This is a genomic window from Streptomyces sp. NPDC059524 (assembly GCF_042749255.1).
In the GTDB taxonomy this organism is placed as follows: Bacteria; Actinomycetota; Actinomycetes; order Streptomycetales; family Streptomycetaceae; genus Streptomyces; species Streptomyces xanthii.
On the sequence record NZ_JBHYTK010000162.1, the window covers coordinates 1 to 18,259 of the forward strand.

At 73.2% G+C, this 18,259-nt stretch carries 14 protein-coding genes and 1 tRNA gene; 12 read left to right on the forward strand and 3 right to left on the reverse strand.

Annotated elements, in window-relative coordinates; all coding sequences use genetic code 11:
* Positions 1 to 113 precede the first annotated feature (113 nt).
* Entirely contained in the window at positions 114 to 1,049 is a 936-nt protein-coding gene (locus ACFW9D_RS31970) for a helix-turn-helix transcriptional regulator (protein ID WP_384627763.1), read from the reverse strand.
* A gap of 291 nt (positions 1,050 to 1,340) precedes the next feature.
* On the opposite strand from ACFW9D_RS31970, the gene ACFW9D_RS31975 reads away from it, so the two are divergent.
* The 4 genes from ACFW9D_RS31975 to ACFW9D_RS31990 all read left to right on the forward strand — a co-directional run bounded on the left by ACFW9D_RS31975 (position 1,341) and on the right by ACFW9D_RS31990 (position 3,421).
* Complete coding sequence (locus ACFW9D_RS31975) at positions 1,341 to 2,705, forward strand: MFS transporter (protein WP_384627732.1); 1,365 nt, start codon at positions 1,341 to 1,343, stop codon at positions 2,703 to 2,705.
* Between the two features lie 89 nt (positions 2,706 to 2,794).
* A complete protein-coding gene (locus tag ACFW9D_RS31980; RefSeq protein ID WP_384627735.1) occupies positions 2,795 to 2,989 on the forward strand; it encodes a hypothetical protein in 195 nt (64 codons plus the stop codon).
* Positions 2,990 to 2,999: 10 nt separating this feature from the next.
* The gene (locus ACFW9D_RS31985; RefSeq protein WP_188338988.1) at positions 3,000 to 3,233 is read left to right on the forward strand and encodes a hypothetical protein; all 234 of its coding nucleotides are present in this window, start codon (positions 3,000 to 3,002) and stop codon (positions 3,231 to 3,233) included.
* Between the two features lie 115 nt (positions 3,234 to 3,348).
* Positions 3,349 to 3,421 (forward strand) — tRNA-Ala (locus tag ACFW9D_RS31990).
* 91 nt (positions 3,422 to 3,512) lie between these two features.
* Here the strand turns inward: ACFW9D_RS31990 and ACFW9D_RS31995 are convergent.
* Together ACFW9D_RS31995 and ACFW9D_RS32000 are read right to left on the reverse strand one after the other, a co-directional pair.
* A complete protein-coding gene (locus tag ACFW9D_RS31995; protein WP_384627738.1) occupies positions 3,513 to 5,087 on the reverse strand; it encodes an NADH-ubiquinone oxidoreductase-F iron-sulfur binding region domain-containing protein in 1,575 nt (524 codons plus the stop codon).
* Positions 5,084 to 6,208: a hypothetical protein gene (locus ACFW9D_RS32000; protein WP_384627740.1), complete on the reverse strand. Its 1,125-nt coding sequence runs from the start codon at positions 6,206 to 6,208 to the stop codon at positions 5,084 to 5,086. The genes ACFW9D_RS31995 and ACFW9D_RS32000 overlap by 4 nt, the downstream gene beginning before the upstream one ends.
* A 382-nt stretch (positions 6,209 to 6,590) precedes the next feature.
* On the opposite strand from ACFW9D_RS32000, the gene leuS reads away from it, so the two are divergent.
* From leuS to holA, 8 genes are all read left to right on the forward strand, one after another.
* Positions 6,591 to 9,491, forward strand: coding sequence for a leucine--tRNA ligase (gene leuS / locus ACFW9D_RS32005; RefSeq protein WP_384627743.1), 2,901 nt, complete (start codon positions 6,591 to 6,593; stop codon positions 9,489 to 9,491).
* 134 nt (positions 9,492 to 9,625) lie between these two features.
* A complete protein-coding gene (locus ACFW9D_RS32010) occupies positions 9,626 to 10,324 on the forward strand; it encodes a hypothetical protein (RefSeq protein WP_384627746.1) in 699 nt (232 codons plus the stop codon).
* A gap of 63 nt (positions 10,325 to 10,387) precedes the next feature.
* On the forward strand, positions 10,388 to 11,236 hold the full coding sequence (locus ACFW9D_RS32015) for a DegV family protein (protein ID WP_384627748.1): 849 nt from the start codon (positions 10,388 to 10,390) through the stop codon (positions 11,234 to 11,236).
* A gap of 550 nt (positions 11,237 to 11,786) precedes the next feature.
* Entirely contained in the window at positions 11,787 to 12,551 is a 765-nt protein-coding gene (locus ACFW9D_RS32020; RefSeq protein WP_384627751.1) for a helix-hairpin-helix domain-containing protein, read from the forward strand.
* Positions 12,548 to 15,079: a ComEC/Rec2 family competence protein gene (locus tag ACFW9D_RS32025; protein WP_384627754.1), complete on the forward strand. Its 2,532-nt coding sequence runs from the start codon at positions 12,548 to 12,550 to the stop codon at positions 15,077 to 15,079. The genes ACFW9D_RS32020 and ACFW9D_RS32025 overlap by 4 nt, the downstream gene beginning before the upstream one ends.
* Before the next feature lie 654 nt (positions 15,080 to 15,733).
* Positions 15,734 to 16,615 carry a YceI family protein gene (locus ACFW9D_RS32030; RefSeq protein WP_188338996.1) on the forward strand — a complete coding sequence of 294 codons (882 nt, stop codon included), beginning with the start codon at positions 15,734 to 15,736 and terminating at the stop codon, positions 16,613 to 16,615.
* A 70-nt stretch (positions 16,616 to 16,685) separates the two neighbouring features.
* Positions 16,686 to 16,931 (forward strand): hypothetical protein, encoded by a 246-nt coding sequence (locus ACFW9D_RS32035; protein WP_384627757.1) that lies wholly within the window; start codon positions 16,686 to 16,688, stop codon positions 16,929 to 16,931.
* Between the two features lie 130 nt (positions 16,932 to 17,061).
* A complete protein-coding gene (gene holA, locus ACFW9D_RS32040) occupies positions 17,062 to 18,045 on the forward strand; it encodes a DNA polymerase III subunit delta (RefSeq protein ID WP_384627760.1) in 984 nt (327 codons plus the stop codon).
* Positions 18,046 to 18,259: the final 214 nt, after the last annotated feature.

Sequence of the window (18,259 nt, forward strand, 5' to 3'; positions counted from 1 at the left end):
GATATAGCTCAGTGGGTAGAGCGCATGAATGGCATGCAGTCGTTAAGGAGTTCAATTCTACTTAGATCAACAGCAGATCCCGCCCGATCGATCCGATCGGGCGGGATTTTTTTTCATCTCCGGGATTCTCCCGGGGCCCCGTCCGTGTCCTTCTCCGTCTCCGTGTCCGCGTCCCGGGACGCGCGAATCCGGGCGAGCCCCTCCCGCGTCTCCTCGTCCGCCGGCGCGTAGACGACGATCCGGCACTCCGGCAGCCCGTCGACCGACAGAGACGTCGTCGTCATCCGCAGCAGTTGTCCCGGGAGCGCCGGATGCCGGAACGCCTTCACCCGCGACCCCGGCGGCGCCACGTCCCCGCTCTCCCACATCCGCGCGAACTCCGCACTGCGCTCCGCCAGCTCCCGCACGAACTCCTCCCACGCGGGCTCGCCCACGTGCCTCCCGTAGCCCGAGCGCAGCGTCGCCACCATCATCGGTAGCTCCACCTCCCGGAAGACGAGCGGACAGGTCAGCTCCGGCGCCACGAACAGCGTCCACAGCGCGTTCGGCCGCGGGCCCATCGTGGCAGGGGACAGGATGAACAGGGACCGGTAGGCGTCGTTCATCGCCAGCAGGTCGTACCGCGCGTTGCACACCGTCGCCGGGAGCCCGTCCATCGCGTCCAGCACCGCCTGCAGCTCCGGCCCCACCGTCACCGGCGCCGCCTCCCGCACCGGCTCGTACGGCACCTCCGCCAGGTGGTACAGATGCTCCCGCTCCGGCAGGTCCAGCCGCAGCGTGCGTGCCACCGCGTCCAGGACCTGCGCCGACGCGTTGATCGGACGGCCCTGCTCCAGCCACGTGTACCAGGTGACCCCCACGCCGGACAGCTGCGCGACCTCCTCCCGGCGCAGCCCCGGCGTCCGCCGCCGCGGCCCCGCCGGCATCCCCACGTCCTGCGGACTCACCCGCGCCCTGCGCCGCCGTAAGAACGCCGCGAGCTCCGGCCTGCGGCGATCCGCAGGCCGCGGGTGCGCACCGTGCCGCGATCCGTGCTGCCCAGTGGTCATCGTCGTCACATCCCCCATCGTCCGCGCCCGCCCCGCGCCCCGGAAGGCGCCTGCCGGGTGGTGCCGGTACCAGCATCAGCGGGCTCTCGGTACCCGTGCCGGACCCGCGTCACTGTTGCCGCCATGACGACAACCGTCCCGGAAAGTCCTCAGCCCCCGAAACCTGCACCCTCCCCAACTCCCGGACCCAGTAAAGCCCCTGACACTGACAACGGACCGGACAACGGCCCTGACGTCGGCCCTGACAACGGCTCGACCGCCCGGGCCCGGCGCGGTCGGCTCCTCGCCGTCGTGCTCGCCGCCCAGTTCATGGCCGTGCTCGACGTGTTCATCGTCAACGTCGCAGCCCCCACCGTCCGCACCGAACTGCACGCCTCCGGTGCCGCGTTGCAGCTCGTCGTCGCCGGATACACCATCACCTACGCCGTCCTGCTGATCACCGGCGCCCGGCTCGGCGACCGCCACGGACACCGCCGGATCATCCTCACCGGCCTCGCCGCCTTCACCGCCGCCTCGCTCGCCTGCGGCCTCGCTCGGACCAGCGGCCAGCTCATCGCGTTCCGCATGACACAAGGGGCCGGCGCGGCCCTGATGATCCCGCAGGTCCTCAGCCTCGTGCAGCGTCACTTCAGCGGCGAGGCCCGCACCCGCGCCCTCGGCGCCTACGCCGCCGTCCTCGCCGTCGGCGCCGCCGCCGGACAGGTCCTCGGCGGGCTCCTCGTCAGCGCCGACCTGTTCGGCACCGGCTGGCGCTCCGTCTTCCTCGTCAACGTGCCCGTAGGCCTGGCCCTGCTCGCGCTCGGCGGACGCGCGCTGCCCCGCGACCCCGCCCGCGCAGGACGGCCCGCACGCGCCCTCGACCTGCCCGGACTCGTCCTGCTCGGCGGCGCCGTCAGCCTCCTCACCGTGCCGCTCGTGCTCGGCCAGGAACAGGACTGGCCCCTGTGGTCCTGGCTCTGCATGGCCGCCTCCGTAGCCGTGTTCGCCCTCCTGTACGTCCACGAGTCCGCCCTCGCCCGGCGCGGCGGCGACCCGATCGTCGCCCCGCGCGTGCTGCGCCTGCCCGGCATCGGCACGGCCGTCCTGCGGATCCTGACGGTCATGGCCGTCAACGCCGGCTACCTGTTCGTCCTCACGCTGCACGTACAGGGCGGACTCGGCTACAGCGCCCTGCGCGCCGGACTGACCTTCGCCACCACCGCCGTGTCCTTCGGCGCCGTCGGCCTCACCTGGCGCCGCTGGCCCGCCCGCCTGCAACCCGCCCTGATTCCCGCCGGGTTCGCCCTCACCGCCGCCGGAACGCTCGGCACCGGACTCGCCCTGCGCCACGGCACGGACGGCGGAATCGGCCTGTACGCCGCCTTCGTGACCACCGGCGCCGGACTCGCCCTCGGCTTCGGACCCACCCTCACCCGCGCCCTCGCCGGCGTGCGCCCCCAGGATGCCGCCGACGCCAGCGGACTGCTCACCACCGTGACCCAGCTCGGCCAACTCGTCGGCGTGGCCGCCTTCGGCACCCTCTTCCTCGGCCGCACCGGGTCGACAGGGACGCCCGGTCCGTACAGTTCGGCCGACGCCCTCCTGACGTGCGCCTGCGCACTGGCCGCCGCGGCCGTGATCGGCGCCGTGTCCGGACTGGTACGCCTGCGTCGCTGACCGGGGAGCCCGGGCCGTGGCAGAATCGGACGGCCGGAAGGGGGCCGCGTCCGATCGACGAATACGGCCCGGACGGGAGGGAGTGCGCGATGCCCTTGAGCATCTACGAGGAAGCCGACCGCTTCCTCGCTGTGACCGTGCCGCCCACCGCGTCCGCCGCCCGCGCGCACGCCCCGCTTCCCCTCAACTGTCCGTCCTGCGGCTCCTCCCACGTCGCCCAGATGCTGGGCGACAACGGCGGGATCTCGTACGTGTGCACGGCCTGCGGCCACAGCTGGAGCTGAGCGGAACGACATGGGGTCACACAGGAGGAAGTGCGACTGGTGCGGCAGCGGCACGCCCATCGTGCGCGACATGGAGCCGGTGAACGCCGAGTACCAGTACTGGTGCGAGGAGTGCGCGCGGGCGCTGATCATAAAAGGCGACCCGATCGAGACGTATCGGGAACTGGAGGGCGAGCCGATCTACGGCCGCCTCCTGGACGAGCACTGCACCCTGAAGCGCTTCTACTCCTTCGCCCGGGCCTGACCCCTCCACGGCCCGGGGGCCTCCGGAAACCGATTTGGTGAATCACGGGGGTGACCGTGTAATGTTGGCGTCGCCGCCGGGGAAACCGACAGGAACACCGGGCGGAACACCGCAAGGGGCTATAGCTCAGTTGGTAGAGCGCCTGCATGGCATGCAGGAGGTCAGGAGTTCAATTCTCCTTAGCTCCACAAGAGTTGGAACAGTAAGAAGCGGGTCGTCCGGTCGGACGGCCCGCTTCTTCGTGTGCCCGCACTGCCTTCGTGCCTTCGTGCGCCGGTCCTAGCGGCGGGCGCGGCTGCGGCCCGGTGGCAGGGCCGGCGGGAGCAGCGGCCGGGGCGGGAGCGCCGCCGGGTCCTCCTCCAGGCGCAGCGCCAGCGCGGGGCAGCGGCGGACGGCCCGTGCCGCGTTCGCCTCCGCGGAGCGCGGCACCTCGGCCTCCGCGACCGTCGGGAAACCGTCCGGGCCGAGCCGCAGCAGCTCCGGCACGATGTCCGCGCACAGGCCGTGCCCCCGGCACAGAGTCCAGTCCACCGCGAGGCGCTTCCCGGACGGCGAGGAGCCCGCGGGCGCCTGCGCGTGCAGCGGCAGCACCCCGCGCACCGGGCGGCCGCAGCCGCCGCCCAGCACGTGTGCGGCCAGATCGTCCGGGAACGCCGCGATCGTCGACTCGATGAACGCCGCCGAACCGTCCGGATGCTTGCACGCGCCGCGCCGCTTCACCGCGCGCGTGACCTCGCGGAGCGCCTCCAGGGCCGTCGGCCCGCCCCCGTTCAGGACGTCCTCCAGGCCGCGCGCGGCCGCCGGCAGCCCCAGATAGCAGGGCCCGCACTGGCCGGCGCTCTCCGCGGCCAGCCACTGCGCCACCTTCAGCGACTCGCCCAGTGGGCAGGTGTCCGGGCCGATCGGCAGGATCGCGCCCGCGCCCAGCGCCCCGCCGCACGCCTCCAGGGAGGCCCGGGACACGATCGCGTCCAGCGCGCCGACGCCGTCCAGCCACCTGCCGTGATAGCCGCCCGTGAGCACGCCCTGGGGGAGCGGGGGAGCGCCGGCGAGCTGGAGCACGTACCGCAGCGGGACGCCGGAGGGCACCTCCAGGACCATCGGGCGGGCCACCGCGCCGGACAGCGTCAGGAGCACCGTCCCCGGCTCGTCGTGCAGGCCCGTGCGGCCGTAGCGCTCGGCGCCGATCCGGGCGGCCACCGCGAGCTGGGCGAACGTCTCCGCGTTCGACAGCAGGGTCGGGGCGCCGCCCACCCCGGAGTCGGAGGCGCGGACCTTGCGGCCCGGCGGCAGTGGCGGGCCGCCGTCCGCCGAGCGGATCAGCGCCGAGGACTCCCCGGTCACCATGCGCACCGGATTGCGCTGCACGCGCGCGCGGAGCGGCGCGCCCCGCCGGTTCGACAGGCCGCGCTCGGCCAGCGCCGTGCGCATCGACGCCTCCGTCGAGTCCCGGGTGACACCGACGACGAGGGTGCGCGCGCCGATCGCCTCCGCGGCCAGCAGGGCGCCGTCGAGGATCAGGTGCGGGGCGCGGTTGAGCAGCACGGTGTCCTTGCGGCAGGCCGGCTCGTCCTCGCTGCCGTTGACCACGACGACGGGCCGCACGCCGCGCCGGATCGCCGACTCGGCGACCGCGCGCAGCTTCTTGGCGAAGGGGAAACCGGCGCCGCCCCGGCCGCGCAGCGACACCGCCTGCGCCAGCCGCGCCAGGCGCTCCCCGGGCATCGGCTCCAGAGGGCCGTGCACCTTCAGGTGCATGTCGAGGTCGAGCCGCTCCACGAGGTCGAACCCGGAGGTGAGCTGCGGCAGGCCGACGACGCGGACCTCGGGGACGTCGGGCAGGGCCGTGTTCACCACGTGCCTCCGTAGGGCTGGTCTTCTTCGTAGGGACGGGCCGGGGGCGTGCCCCAGGGTTCGCCGGCGGAGGGCGCCTGGAAGGGGGCGCCGTAGGAACCCGCCTCTTCATAGGGCGCGCTTTCGGACGCGTACGTGGGCGGGGGCGGGGCCTGTGCGGGCGGCGGGGGTGACGGGGTGGGCCAGCGCGGGGCGTTCGGCGGCTCGGGGAGCGGCGGCTCCGGGTAGGGCTCGGGGTACGGCGGGGGCGGCGCCGCGGACACGGCCCGGTAGGCGGCCGAGAAGCCGACACCGGCGGGGGCCCGCGTCGGCGGGGGCGCCGGGGTGGCTTCGGGCCGTACGAAGGGCTCTGTGGCGGGACGCGCGGGCGGCTCCGGGGCGGGGGCGGCGGGGCCGGGGGCGAGCAGGGCCAGGATCCGGGCCGCCACCGCCCGCTTGACCGGCGGCGGTGCCGCGCGCAGCGCCACCGCCCCGGCGACGGCCACCAGGCACAGGCTGTAGAGGACCACCACGTACGTCTTGGGCTGCCGGCCCGCGTACAGGCCGTGGACCAGTGCCAGGCACCACGCCGGGTAGGCGAGCATGTGGGTCGCGCGCCAGCGGGTCGCGAGGCGGGCCGGGGAGGCCATGGAGCTGCGCAGGGCGCCGGTGACGCCGGTCGTCACCATGAGGAGCCCGGCGAGGACGCCCAGGCCGATCAGGCCGCTGCTGCCGGAGAAGCCCGTCCCGAACGGGATCAGGGCACCGGCCGGCGACACGTGCGCGAGGGCGAGCTTCACGCTGACGTGGAGCAGCAGGAACCCCAGCGAGGCGATCGCCGTGGCGCGGTGGACGCCCTGGGCGAGGAGGCGCTGCCGCGAGGTCAGGAACAGCCGGTCGGAGGCGACGAGCCCCCACACGACGGACGCCGTGAGCGAGACGAGCGACAGCACACCGGTCGTGAAGTCGAGGGCCGCCCGGAAGGCGTCGTCACCCGCGACCACGACCACGGGTATGAGCAGCAGGACCGCCGCGCTCAGCACCCCCGTCCGTATACGGCGGCCGCGGGCGGTGGACGGCGAACTCCACAAGGACTGCGGGGAATTCACGGCGCGGGAGGCGCGAGGGTTCAGAGAGTTCATGGGGGCGACTCCGAAACGTTCGGCACGGTGGACCCACGCCCGCACTCTAGGTCGACGCATACCGGCCAGTACGAGGTTTGAGTTATCTCGTCGTTATCTCGCCGTGTCCCGGGGGAGTCACGCCTTTGTGTTGCCCCGATAGGGGTCGGTACGCGGAGTAACCCCCCGGCCGTGGAAGTCCGTCGCGGCCCGCGCGGAGCCTGCGGTACCCTGACGCCATGCGTGCCGTACGCCTTCTGCTTAGCGAGCCGCGCTGATCAGTCCCGATCCGCCCCCGGGCGTGTGGTCGGAATCGGCGCGGCGTCCCCTCCTGTGCGAGGGGCTTTTTCATTTCCTAGGCAAGGGCCGCCTGGCAGAGACGATCGATGGAGCTTTGAGAATCATGAGCGAGACGAATACCGCTGCCCCGTCCGAGGCGGCGGTCGCGCCGCACCGCTACACGGCGGCCATGGCCGCCGACATCGAGGCACGCTGGCAGGACTTCTGGGACGCCGACGGCACGTACGAGGCGCCCAACCCGAGCGGTGACCTGGCCGGTGACCCGGCGATCGCGTCCCGCCCCAAGAAGTTCGTCATGGACATGTTCCCGTACCCGTCGGGTGCGGGCCTGCACGTCGGCCACCCGCTGGGCTACATCGCCACGGACGTCTTCGCCCGCTTCCAGCGCATGAACGGCCACAACGTCCTGCACACCCTGGGCTTCGACGCGTTCGGCCTGCCCGCCGAGCAGTACGCCGTGCAGACGGGCACGCACCCGCGCACGTCGACCGAGGCCAACATGGAGAACATGAAGGCGCAGCTGCGCCGCCTGGGCCTGGGCCACGACAAGCGCCGGTCGTTCGCCACGATCGACCCGGAGTACTACAAGTGGACGCAGTGGATCTTCCTGCAGATCTTCAACTCCTGGTACGACGACGACCTGAAGAAGGCCCGTCCCATCACCGAGCTGGTCCAGCAGTTCGAGACCGGTGAGCGCGCCGTCCCCGGCGGCCGCCCCTGGAACGAGCTGAACGAGGCCGAGCGCGCCGACGTCCTGGGCGAGTACCGCCTGGCCTACGCCTCCGACGCCCCCGTCAACTGGGCGCCCGGCCTGGGCACCGTCCTGGCCAACGAGGAGGTCACCGCCGACGGCCGCTCCGAGCGCGGCAACTTCCCCGTCTTCAAGGCCAAGCTGCGCCAGTGGAACATGCGGATCACCGCCTACGCGGACCGCCTGATCGACGACCTGGACGGCCTGGACTGGCCCGAGGCCATCAAGCTGCAGCAGCGCAACTGGATCGGCCGCTCCGAAGGCGCCCGCATCGACTTCGGCTTCGACGCCTCCGACGAGGTCATCACCGTCTTCTCGACCCGCCAGGACACCCTGTTCGGCGCCACCTACATGGTGCTGGCGCCCGAGCACGACCTGGTCGACACCATCGTCCCGGCCGCCTGGCCCGAGGGCACCCACGACGTGTGGACCGGCGGCCACGCCACCCCCGCCGACGCCGTCGCCGCCTACCGCAAGCAGGCCGCCTCCAAGTCCGACGTCGAGCGCCAGGCCGAGGCCAAGGACAAGACCGGCGTCTTCACCGGCGCGTACGCCACCAACCCGGTCAGCGGCGAGCAGGTCCCCGTCTTCATCGCCGACTACGTCCTGATGGGCTACGGCACCGGCGCGATCATGGCCGTCCCCGCGCACGACGCCCGCGACTTCGCCTTCGCGCGCGCCTTCGAGCTGCCCATGCGCTGCGTCGTGGAGCCCTCCGACGGCCGCGGCACCGACCCGTCCACCTGGGACGACGCCTTCGTCGCGTACGAGGCCAAGCTGGTCAACTCGGCGAGCGACGAGGTCAGCCTGGACGGCCTGGGCGTCGCCGACGCCAAGGCCCGCATGACCGAATGGCTGGAGCGCAAGGGCATCGGCCACGGCACCGTCAACTTCCGGCTGCGCGACTGGCTGTTCAGCCGCCAGCGCTACTGGGGCGAGCCCTTCCCGATCGTCTACGACGAGGACGGCATCGCCCACTCGCTGCCCGAGTCGATGCTGCCGCTGGAGCTGCCCGAGGTCGAGGACTACAGCCCGCGCACCTTCGACCCGGACGACGCCGACACCCAGCCCGAGACGCCCCTGTCCCGCAACGAGGACTGGGTCAACGTCACGCTGGACCTGGGCGACGGCCGCGGCCCGCGCAAGTACCGCCGCGAGACCAACACCATGCCCAACTGGGCCGGCTCCTGCTGGTACGAGCTGCGCTACCTGGACCCGCACAACAGCGACAAGCTGGTCGACCCCGCCATCGAGCAGTACTGGATGGGCCCGCGCGAGGGCCGGCCGACCGGCGGCGTCGACCTGTACGTCGGCGGCGCCGAGCACGCCGTGCTGCACCTGCTGTACGCGCGCTTCTGGTCCAAGGTCCTGTTCGACCTGGGCCACATCTCCTCGGCCGAGCCGTTCCACAAGCTGTTCAACCAGGGCATGATCCAGGCCTACGTCTACCGGGACGCGCGCGGCATCGCCGTACCGGCCGCCGAGGTCGAGGAGCGCGACGGCGCCTACTACTACGAGGGCGAGAAGGTCTCCCGCCTGCTGGGCAAGATGGGCAAGTCCCTGAAGAACGCCGTCACGCCCGACGAGATCTGCTCCGAGTACGGCGCCGACACCCTGCGCCTGTACGAGATGGCGATGGGCCCCCTGGACGTCTCCCGCCCCTGGGACACCCGCGCGGTCGTCGGCCAGTTCCGCCTGCTGCAGCGCCTGTGGCGCAACATCGTCGACGAGACGACCGGCGAGATCACCGTCGCCGACGTCCCCGAGGACAGCGTCGACGCCGACACGCTGCGCGCCCTGCACAAGGCGATCGACGGAGTCCGCGGCGACCTGGAAGGCATGCGCTTCAACACCGCCATCGCCAAGGTCACCGAGCTGAACAACCACCTGACCAAGGCCTACGCGGGCGGCGGCCTGCCGCGCGCCGTCGCCGAGCGCCTGGTCCTGCTGGTCGCCCCGCTGGCCCCGCACGTCGCCGAGGAGCTGTGGCGCAAGCTGGGCCACACCGACTCCGTCGTCCACCAGGACTTCCCCGTCGCCGACCCGCAGTACGTCGTCGACGAGACGGTCACCTGCGTCGTGCAGATCAAGGGCAAGGTCAAGGCCCGCCTGGAGGTCTCCCCCGGCATCTCCGAGGAGGACCTGGAGCGCACCGCACTGGCCGACGAGAAGGTCGTCGCCGCCCTGGACGGCGCGGGCATCCGCAAGGTCATCGTCCGCGCGCCGAAGCTGGTGAACATCGTGCCTGCGTAGGGCACTCGGGGATGTTCCCTACGGGCAGGTTGGGGGTCGCTCAGGAACCCTCGGCCTGCCCGCTCCGTTTACGGTGGAGACAGCGTGCGCCGGCCATCGGCGGCAGAACCGAAGAGGTGGGTGGGAGGAGCGTCATGGAAGCCGTGATCCTGATCGTGGTGCTGATGTTCGTGGCGTTCCTCGCCCTCGGCGCGTACGCGACCGTCAAGGCCGTCGGCGCCGCCAAGCGCGGCGTCGACCGCAAGGTCGAGCAGGCCCGCCGCGCCGTCGAGGACACCACCCTGCGCGCCCGCAGCTTCGCCCAGCCCGGTGCCGCCAGCGAGCTCGCCCAGCTGCGGCTCAAGCTGCGCGGCTCCATGCGCGCCACCCAGGACGCGCTGCGCGCCGGGGTCGGCGACGACCCCACCCTCCAGGAGTCCCTCGGCCTCTTCGACCGGCTCAGCGCCCACGGCCGCGAGCTGGACGCCGACCTCAAGCGCCTGGAGAGCGAACCGGACAAGGCGCACGTCGCCCGCCTGCTCCCCGACCTCAGAGCACGCACCGAGCAGATCACCGCCTCCGCCGACGCGCTCCGGCACGCCGCCCGCGACCGCGCCAGTCACTTCGCGAGCGACGACCTGGACGACCTCAGCCGGCAGATCGACGTGGAGGCCGGCGCCCTGCGGCACTGGACCACCACGGACACCCCGCAGACCGGGGCCCCGCACACCGCCCCCGCCCCGGAGGCCGCCCCGCAGCCCGGACCGGAGCGCCCCCGCCAACAGATCACCCCGCCCGGCCCGCACCCCACCTACCCGTGGCAGAAGAAGCCCCGCCCCGAGAGCACCACCTGATCACCCGCCCCCGCACGGGGGCCGGGCTGCCGTGCACGACCCCCGGCGGGTAATCTCCGGAGCATGTCCCGCCATGTCGCGATCGTCACCGATTCCACGGCCTACCTGCCGCACCTGACGATGGAGCGCCACGGCATCACGGCGGTTCCGCTGACCGTGGTCCTGGGCGACCGAGCACTCGAAGAGGGCACCGAGATCTCCGCCCGGTCGCTCGCCGAAGCGCTTCAGAAGCGTCGCCCGGTGACGACGTCGAGACCCAGCCCGGAACTGTTCGCCGAGACCTACCGCAAGGTCGCCGACTCCGGCGCCACCGGCATCGTCTCGCTCCACCTCTCCTCCGAGTTCTCCGGGACCTACGACGCGGCCGTGCTCGCCGCACGCGAGGCCCCCGTGCCCGTCCGCGTCGTCGACACCGGCATGGTCGCCATGGCCCTCGGCTTCTGCGCCCTCAGCGCCGCCGAGACCGCCGACGCCGGCGGCAGCATCGACGAAGCCGTCCTCGCCGCCGAGAAGCGGGCCTCCGGCACCTCCGCCTACTTCTACGTCGACACCCTCGACTACCTGCGCCGGGGCGGCCGCATCGGCGCCGCCCAGGCCCTCTTCGGCTCCGCCCTCGCCGTCAAGCCGCTGCTCCAGCTCGACGGCGGCCGCATCGAACTCCTCGAGAAGGTCCGCACCGCGTCGAAGGCCATCGCCCGGCTGCAGGAGATCGTCGCCGAACGCGCCGGCAACGGACAGGTCGACATCGCCGTCCACCATCTCGCCGCACCCGAGCGGGCCGAGGCGCTCGCCGCGTGGCTGCGGGAGCGGGTGCCGGGGCTCGCCGAGCTGCACGTCAGCGAGGTCGGGGCGGTCATCGGGGCGCACACCGGGCCGGGGCTGCTCGGGGCGGTCGTCTCGCCTCGGGAGTGACGTGATCCCGGGCGGGAGTGACGTGATCCCGGGCGGGTGCGGCGCGGTGCCAGGTGGGTGTGCAGAGATTCCAGGGGCGGGGCGCGATCCCAGGCGGGTGTGACGTGATCTCAGGGGTGTGCGTGGCCCGTGGCTGTGGTGGGGCGCGTGTGGGTGACGGAGTTATCCACAATCGCCGGGTCGTCCCCGGGAATTGAGCAAGATCCACTTCGGCGGGTGACCGTGCCTACCGTCTCGTGGCATGGCACTTCGATCACTGACCAGGACAGCCCGTACGACCAGCGGACCCGGGCGCGCGCCCACGTCCGACAGCCGCGCACGGCACCGTGACGGGGCGCGGCGCCGGCACGCCCGGCACCGCCGCGTCGCGGCCGAGCGGACACGGGCCCATGCGTTGTTCGCGCCGGGTGCGGCGGCCGCGGCGGCACCGACCGCGCGGCCGGCGCCTGTGCCGGCGCCTGTGCCCGGGCGGGCGCCTGTGCCTGTGCCTGTGCCTGTGGGGGAGTCTGTTCCGCCTTCGCCAGGTGTGCCCGAAGCCGTTCCTGAACCCGTGCCCGCTCCGGATCCGCCGCCCGAGCCACAGCCCGCCGCCGGGCTCTGGCGGACCCGGGCCGCCCTCGCCGTACGGGACCGCCTCCCCCTGTGGATGCAGACGCGCTGCGGGATCGAGCGGCGCGGCGCTGTGGCCCTCGTCCTGCTCGTCGCCGTCGTGGCTCTCTTCGCCGTGCCGCACTTCTGGACCGGCCGCACCCAGCCGGTGCGGGCCCCGCAGGCGGTGCGTGCGGTGGGTCCGGAGGCGGGATTCGCGGGGGACGAGAGGAACACGGGGGACGGGAGGGAGGCGTCCGGCGCTCCAGCCTCGCCCGTCCCCTCGGCGGCAGGCGGCGTCGGGATCGTCGTGGACGTCAGCGGCAAGGTGCGCCACCCCGGGCTCCGCCGACTGCCCGCCGGGTCCCGGGTCGCAGACGCGCTGCGGGCCGCCGGCGGGGTGCGTCCCGGCACGGACACGGCGGGGCTGAACCAGGCGCGGCTGCTCATCGACGGGGAACAGATCCTGGTCGGAGCACCGGCGACCGGCGCCCCTCCAGGGCCGCCGACCACCGGTACGGGAGGTCAGCCCGCGGCTCCCTTGGGCCTCAACACGGCGACCGTCGAGCAACTCGAAACGCTGCCGGGCGTCGGCCCCGTCCTGGCCCAGCACATCGTCGACTACCGCACGGAGCACGGCGGTTTCCGCTCCGTGGACGAACTCCGCGAAGTGAACGGCATCGGCGACCGCCGCTTCGAGGACCTGCAGAATCTCGTGCGGCCATGACGACCACGGGGGAGCGGGAGGAGGCGGAGACGCCGAGGGAGCCGCGGCACACCGATCTGCGGCTGGTGCCGCCCGCGCTCGCGGCCTGGGCGACCGCGGCGGTGACCCTCACGACACCGGCCCCGGCCACGGCGCTCACCGCGGGCGCCTGCCTCGCCGTCGGGATGGCGCTGCTGATCGTGGCCCGGGGCGGCGACACCGGAACCGGTGCGGGTACCGGCACCGGGCAGCAGGCAGCGGCCCGTTGGCGGAGCGCGTCCGCGGCCCCGCTGCTGCTGTGCGTCGCCGCGTCGGCGATCTCGGCCGGCCTGCACGGAGCCGAACCGCGCAGGGGCCCCGTACCGGGTCTCGCCGAGCGGCACGCCACCGTACGGGCCGAGGTGGAACTCACCCGTGACGCGCGGCTCACCCGGCCCCGGGTCAGCGGAGACCGCACGACACGCTCCGCCGTACTGATCGAGGCCGACGTGAGGGAGCTGACCGAGGCGGACGGCGCCCGGACACGCGGCCGCACCCCGGTCCTGATCATCGCCGACGGCTCGCCGACCGCCCGCGACCGCTGGCTGTCCCTTCTGCCGACCACCCGGCTCCGTGTCGAGGGCAGACTCGCTCCACCTGCCGTCGACGGCGACCGGATCGCGGCCGTGCTGCGGGTCGGCAAGGACGACCCTCCGCAGACCGTCGGCCCGCCGCGCCGGGCGCAGCGCCTGGCCGGGGCCCTGCGTGCGGGGCTGCGCGAGGCGACGGACGGGCTGCCGCAGGACGCGCGGGCGCTGCTGCCCGGACTCGTCGTCGGCGACACGGCCCGCGTCGGCCCGGAGCTCCACGCGGCGTTCCGGGAGACCGACCTGCTGCACCTCATGGCCGTCAGCGGCGCCAACTTCACCATCCTCCTGGCCTTGCTGATCGGCCCGCCCGGCACCGCGCAGCGCGCCGAACGGCGCGGCCTCGCACCCCGGATCGGGCTGCCGCTGCGCAGCACGGCCGCGCTCGGCGGGGCGCTCACCCTGGGATTTGTCGTGGTGTGCCGGCCCGAGCCGAGCGTGCTGCGGGCCGCGTCCTGCGGACTGATCGCCCTGCTCGCCATCGCCACAGGGCGGCGCAGATCCCTGATCCCCGCGCTGGCCACGGCCGTTCTGCTGCTGGTCCTCTACGACCCGTGGCTGGCCCGGAGTTACGGATTCCTGCTCTCCGTCCTCGCGACCGGCGCCCTCCTCACGGTGGCACCGCGCTGGAGCGCGGCCCTCACCGCGCGCGGGGTGCCGCCGCGGATCGCGGAGGCGCTCGGGGCGGCCGCGGCGGCACAGGCCGTGTGCGCACCCGTGGTGGCGGTGCTCGCGGCGCGGGTGAGCCTGGTGGCGGTGCCGTGCAATCTGCTCGCGGAGTTCGCCGTCGCACCCGCCACCGTGCTCGGGTTCGCGGCGCTGGCGACGGCACCGTGGGCGATGCCCTGCGCGAAGGTCCTGGCCTGGTGCGCGGGGTGGCCCGCCGGCTGGATCGCGGACATCGCGCGGGCCGGCGCCGCACTGCCGGGCAGCGGCATCGACTGGCCGGACGGCTGGCGCGGCGGCGCCCTGCTCGCCCTCGCCACGGCGGTACTGATCGGGCTGGGCCGAAGAGCGCTCAGGTCGCCCTGGATGCTGGGTGGTTGCGCGGTGCTGCTGGTGCTGTTCGTCGTCCAGCCACCGCCGGTGACCCGGGTGCTCACGGGCTGGCCCCCGCCGGGATGGCGACTCGTCATGTGCGACGTGGGACAGGGCGACGCCCTGGTGCTCGCCGCCGGGCCGGCCACCGGGGTCGTGATCGACGCGGGCCCCGACCCCCTGCCGGTGGACCGGTGCCTGCGCTCCCTCGGCATCACCCGGATCCCTCTGGTGCTGCTCACCCACTTCCACGCCGATCATGTGGCGGGTCTGGCGGGGGTGTTGCGCGGGCGGGAGGTGGGGGCGGTCGAGACGACGGGGTTCGGGGAGCCGGAGGACCAGGCGGCGTTCGTGCGGAGGGTCGCGGCGCGGTACGGGGTGCCGGTCGGCCGGGCGGCGGCGGGGGAGCGGCGGCGCGCGGGTCCCCTCGACTGGCAGGTGCTGTGGCCGCCGTCCGGCACGGCGGCGGTGCCGGCTCCCGTGCCGGACGGGCCGAACGACGCGAGCGTGACGCTGCTCGTGCGGACGGCGGGGCTGAGACTGCTGCTGCTCGGCGATCTCGAACCGGCGGCCCAGCGGGCGCTGCTACGGGCCACCGGCGGGGCCGCGTTGTCCCGGGTGGACGTGCTGAAGGTCGCGCATCACGGCTCGGCGTACCAGGACCCGGGGCTGTTGCGGACGGTGGCGCCCCGGCTCGCGCTGATCTCCGTAGGGGCGGACAACACGTACGGACATCCGGCGCCGCGCACCCTCGCGGCGCTGCGAGGACAGGGGGCGACGGTCCTGCGGACGGACCGGGACGGGGCGGTCGCGGTGGTCGGGGGAGACGGGGGAGACGGGGGTGCAGGGAGGGCAGGGGTGAGGCTCGGGGTGGCGCGTCGCTGATCGCTGATCGCCGGTGGGCCGGGTTCTTGGGCTCCCAGGGCTCATCGCTCATCAGGTCGATGCTGAGGCTTCGCGGTCTCCCGGGCCCTGAGAATCTCGCGCCGCATGCGGAGGCCGATGTAACCCCAGGCAGGGAGCGACACGAGGAGGCTCATCAGCCGATCCTCGGCGGTCGCCGAACCCGGCACGGCCCCGAGAGCCATCGCCCCGTAGAACCCCGCCCACACGATCGCGAAGCCGAGCAGCCGGCGCCCCATGTGCCTTCCCCCCCCCGGGTCGAGTCGATGCCTGAGGTCGGTTGTACCGCAACGTGGCGTGTATCGGACCCCGAACGGGTGGCGGGAGGGGGCCGGGGCGAGGGGGCCGAGGTGGGGGTGTTGCCATCCGTGGTTGATCCGGAGCCCGCTGTGAGGGGGCTCCGGTGTGGGGCGCTCGAAGTTTCGCGGAATGTGCACAAGCAGTTGCTACCGGTGAGTAAAAATGCCGCTGAGCTGGCGAAACGCTAACCGGAGTAGGTAATTCGGGCTCTCGGTCGCCTTCTCTGCGATTCCCGCGTTGTGGGCTCGTGTTGCCTCGAAAGCCGCAACGATGGTCGAATGCTTCTTCGTTCATCTAGCAACTACTGTTGTCAAGACGCACTGGGGTAGGTAGTTCATGTTCGGCCGCTGGCTGGGAAACCGTACGAACCGGGCGCAACGGCCCAATCCCCTGGCGGACATGGTGGTGCCACCCAGCGCGGGGATGCTGAGCTGCCGGGTCCTCGATCCCGTCAACGAGCCGATCCGCACCGCCGAACTCGTCGTCAACGACGCCATGGGGCGGCAGGTGGTCACGGGCGGCACGGACCCGTTCGGTTCGTTCATGGCCACGGTGCCCGCCGGTGACTACAAGCTCGCGGTGACCGCCGACGGCTACACGCCGTTCCACGGCAACGCCAGCGTCGGCGAGAGCGGGCACGCGTCCGTCGGCGACGTCATGCTCCAGGTCGCCCAGCCGCCGCAGCTGCCCGACGCGGGCGACTGGGAGATCGAGCCGATGCACTCCTCGATCGCGTTCACCGCGCGGCACATCGGACTCGCCCGGATCCACGGCCGGTTCAACACCTTCGCCGGCGTGCTGCGTGTCGCCGAGCGCGTCGAGCAGTCCGCGATGCACGTCGTCATCGACGCCGCGTCCATCGACACGAACGTGCAGATGCGTGACGACCACCTCAGATCGGCCGACTTCCTGGACGTCGGACGGTTCCCGACGCTCGAGTTCTACAGCGACAAGTTCACGCACAAGGGCGGCAGCCGCTGGGCGATCACCGGCGCGCTCTCGCTGCACGGCGTGACCCGCACCGTCACGCTCGACGCCGAGTACCTGGGCCTGGGCAACGGCATGGAGGGCGAGACCCGCGCCGCCTGCCGCGCCACCGCCGAACTGCACCGCGACGACTTCACCATCAGCTGGCAGACCATGCTCGCGCGCGGCATCGCCGCCGTCGGGACCAGCGTGAAGATCGAGCTGGACATCCAGGTCGTGCCCAAGGGCTGACCGTCGTGCCCAAGGGCTGACCGGGCCGCCCGGTGCGGGCCGTGTCGCGCGCGTGTCCGAAGATGGTGCCGTGAGCGATGTGAGACACGTACTGGTGCTGCCGGACCGCGACGCCGCGGAGGAGGCCGCCGAGGCGCTCGGGGAGCGCTTCGGCATCGCCGAGGAGCCGCAGCTCGTACGGGACGCGCTGGCCGGGGAGGACGACGCGGAGGACGCGCAGTGGCTCCTCGTCGTCGAGGACCCGGACGAGGTGCTGGACGCGGCGGCGCTGGACGCGTTCGCCGGGGAGTGGGACGGCTGGCGCGAGGAGCCGTAGGGGGTCCGTCGGTTTCCTGCTGCCGGGTTTCCTCGGCCGGGGCTCTTCAGCGGGGGCTCTTCTGCCGGTTTCCTTCTGCCGGTTCTGTGCCGGGCCGGGCTGTCAGTGGCCCGTGGGATGCTTGACCGCGATGGCCAGGAAGACTGCAAACGACGATCCGCTCGCTCCGCTCACCGTCGCGGTGGGCCAGGAGGACCTGCTGCTCGACCGCGCGGTGCAGCAGGTGGTCGCCGCCGCGCGCGCGGCCGACGCCGACACCGACGTGCGCGACCTCACCCCCGACCAGCTGCAGCCCGGCACGCTGGCCGAGCTGACGAGCCCGTCGCTGTTCGCCGAGCGCAAGGTCGTCGTCGTACGCAATGCGCAGGACCTGTCGGCGGACACGGTCAAGGACGTGAAGGCGTACATCGGTTCGCCCGCCGAGGAGATCACGCTCGTCCTGCTGCACGCGGGCGGCGCCAAGGGCAAGGGGCTGCTCGACGCGGCGCGCAAGGCGGGGGCCCGGGAGGTCGCCTGCCCGAAGATGACGAAGCCGGCGGACCGGCTGGCGTTCGTGCGCGCGGAGTTCCGGGCGCTCGGGCGGTCCGCGACACCGGAGGCCTGCCAGGCGCTCGTCGACGCGATCGGCAGCGACCTGCGCGAGCTGGCCTCCGCCGTCACGCAGTTGGGGGCCGACGTCGAGGGGACCATCGACGAGGCCGTCGTCGGGCGGTACTACACGGGGCGGGCCGAGGCGTCCAGCTTCACCGTGGCCGACCGGGCCGTGGAAGGGCGGGCGGCCGAGGCCCTGGAGGCGTTGCGGTGGTCGCTCGCGACCGGGGTCGCGCCCGTGATGATCACCAGCGCGCTGGCTCAGGGGGTGCGGGCGATCGGGAAGCTGTCGTCCGCGCGGGGTGGGCGGCCCGCGGATCTGGCGCGGGAGCTGGGGATGCCGCCCTGGAAGATCGATCGGGTGCGGCAGCAGATGCGGGGGTGGACTCCGGACGGGGTCGCTGTGGCGTTGCGGGCTGTGGCGGAGGCCGATGCGGGGGTCAAGGGGGGCGGGGACGATCCCGGGTACGCCTTGGAGAAGGCCGTCGTGGCTGTTGCTCGGGCCGCTCGGGCTCGGGGGTAGGGTCCGGCCGGCGCCGCCGCGTGCTTCGTTCGGCCGTTCTGTCGCCGCGTAGCCTGCGGGTTCGTCGTGGCCGGGGTCGGGGAGGCCGCCCCCGCCGCCCCTTCCCGTCCCGTCCCTGGGGGGGGCTGCGCCCCCAGACCCCCCTGTCGGCCTTCGGCCTCGTCCTCAAACGCCGGACGGGCTTGAAGGGGGAAATGCCGAGTGCCCCCGTTCC

Excerpts from the sequence above, each read along its gene's own strand:
- ACFW9D_RS32000 (WP_384627740.1), bottom strand. The coding sequence starts at position 6,208 with ATGAACTCTCTGAACCCTCGCGCCTCCCGCGCCGTGAATTCCCCGCAG.
- ACFW9D_RS32010 (WP_384627746.1), top strand. The coding sequence starts at position 9,626 with ATGGAAGCCGTGATCCTGATCGTGGTGCTGATGTTCGTGGCGTTCCTC.
- ACFW9D_RS31970 (WP_384627763.1), bottom strand. The coding sequence starts at position 1,049 with ATGACCACTGGGCAGCACGGATCGCGGCACGGTGCGCACCCGCGGCCT.
- holA (WP_384627760.1), top strand. The coding sequence starts at position 17,062 with ATGGCCAGGAAGACTGCAAACGACGATCCGCTCGCTCCGCTCACCGTC.
- ACFW9D_RS31985 (WP_188338988.1), top strand. The coding sequence starts at position 3,000 with ATGGGGTCACACAGGAGGAAGTGCGACTGGTGCGGCAGCGGCACGCCC.
- ACFW9D_RS32015 (WP_384627748.1), top strand. The coding sequence starts at position 10,388 with ATGTCCCGCCATGTCGCGATCGTCACCGATTCCACGGCCTACCTGCCG.
- ACFW9D_RS32025 (WP_384627754.1), top strand. The coding sequence starts at position 12,548 with ATGACGACCACGGGGGAGCGGGAGGAGGCGGAGACGCCGAGGGAGCCG.
- leuS (WP_384627743.1), top strand. The coding sequence starts at position 6,591 with ATGAGCGAGACGAATACCGCTGCCCCGTCCGAGGCGGCGGTCGCGCCG.
- ACFW9D_RS31980 (WP_384627735.1), top strand. The coding sequence starts at position 2,795 with ATGCCCTTGAGCATCTACGAGGAAGCCGACCGCTTCCTCGCTGTGACC.
- ACFW9D_RS32030 (WP_188338996.1), top strand. The coding sequence starts at position 15,734 with ATGTTCGGCCGCTGGCTGGGAAACCGTACGAACCGGGCGCAACGGCCC.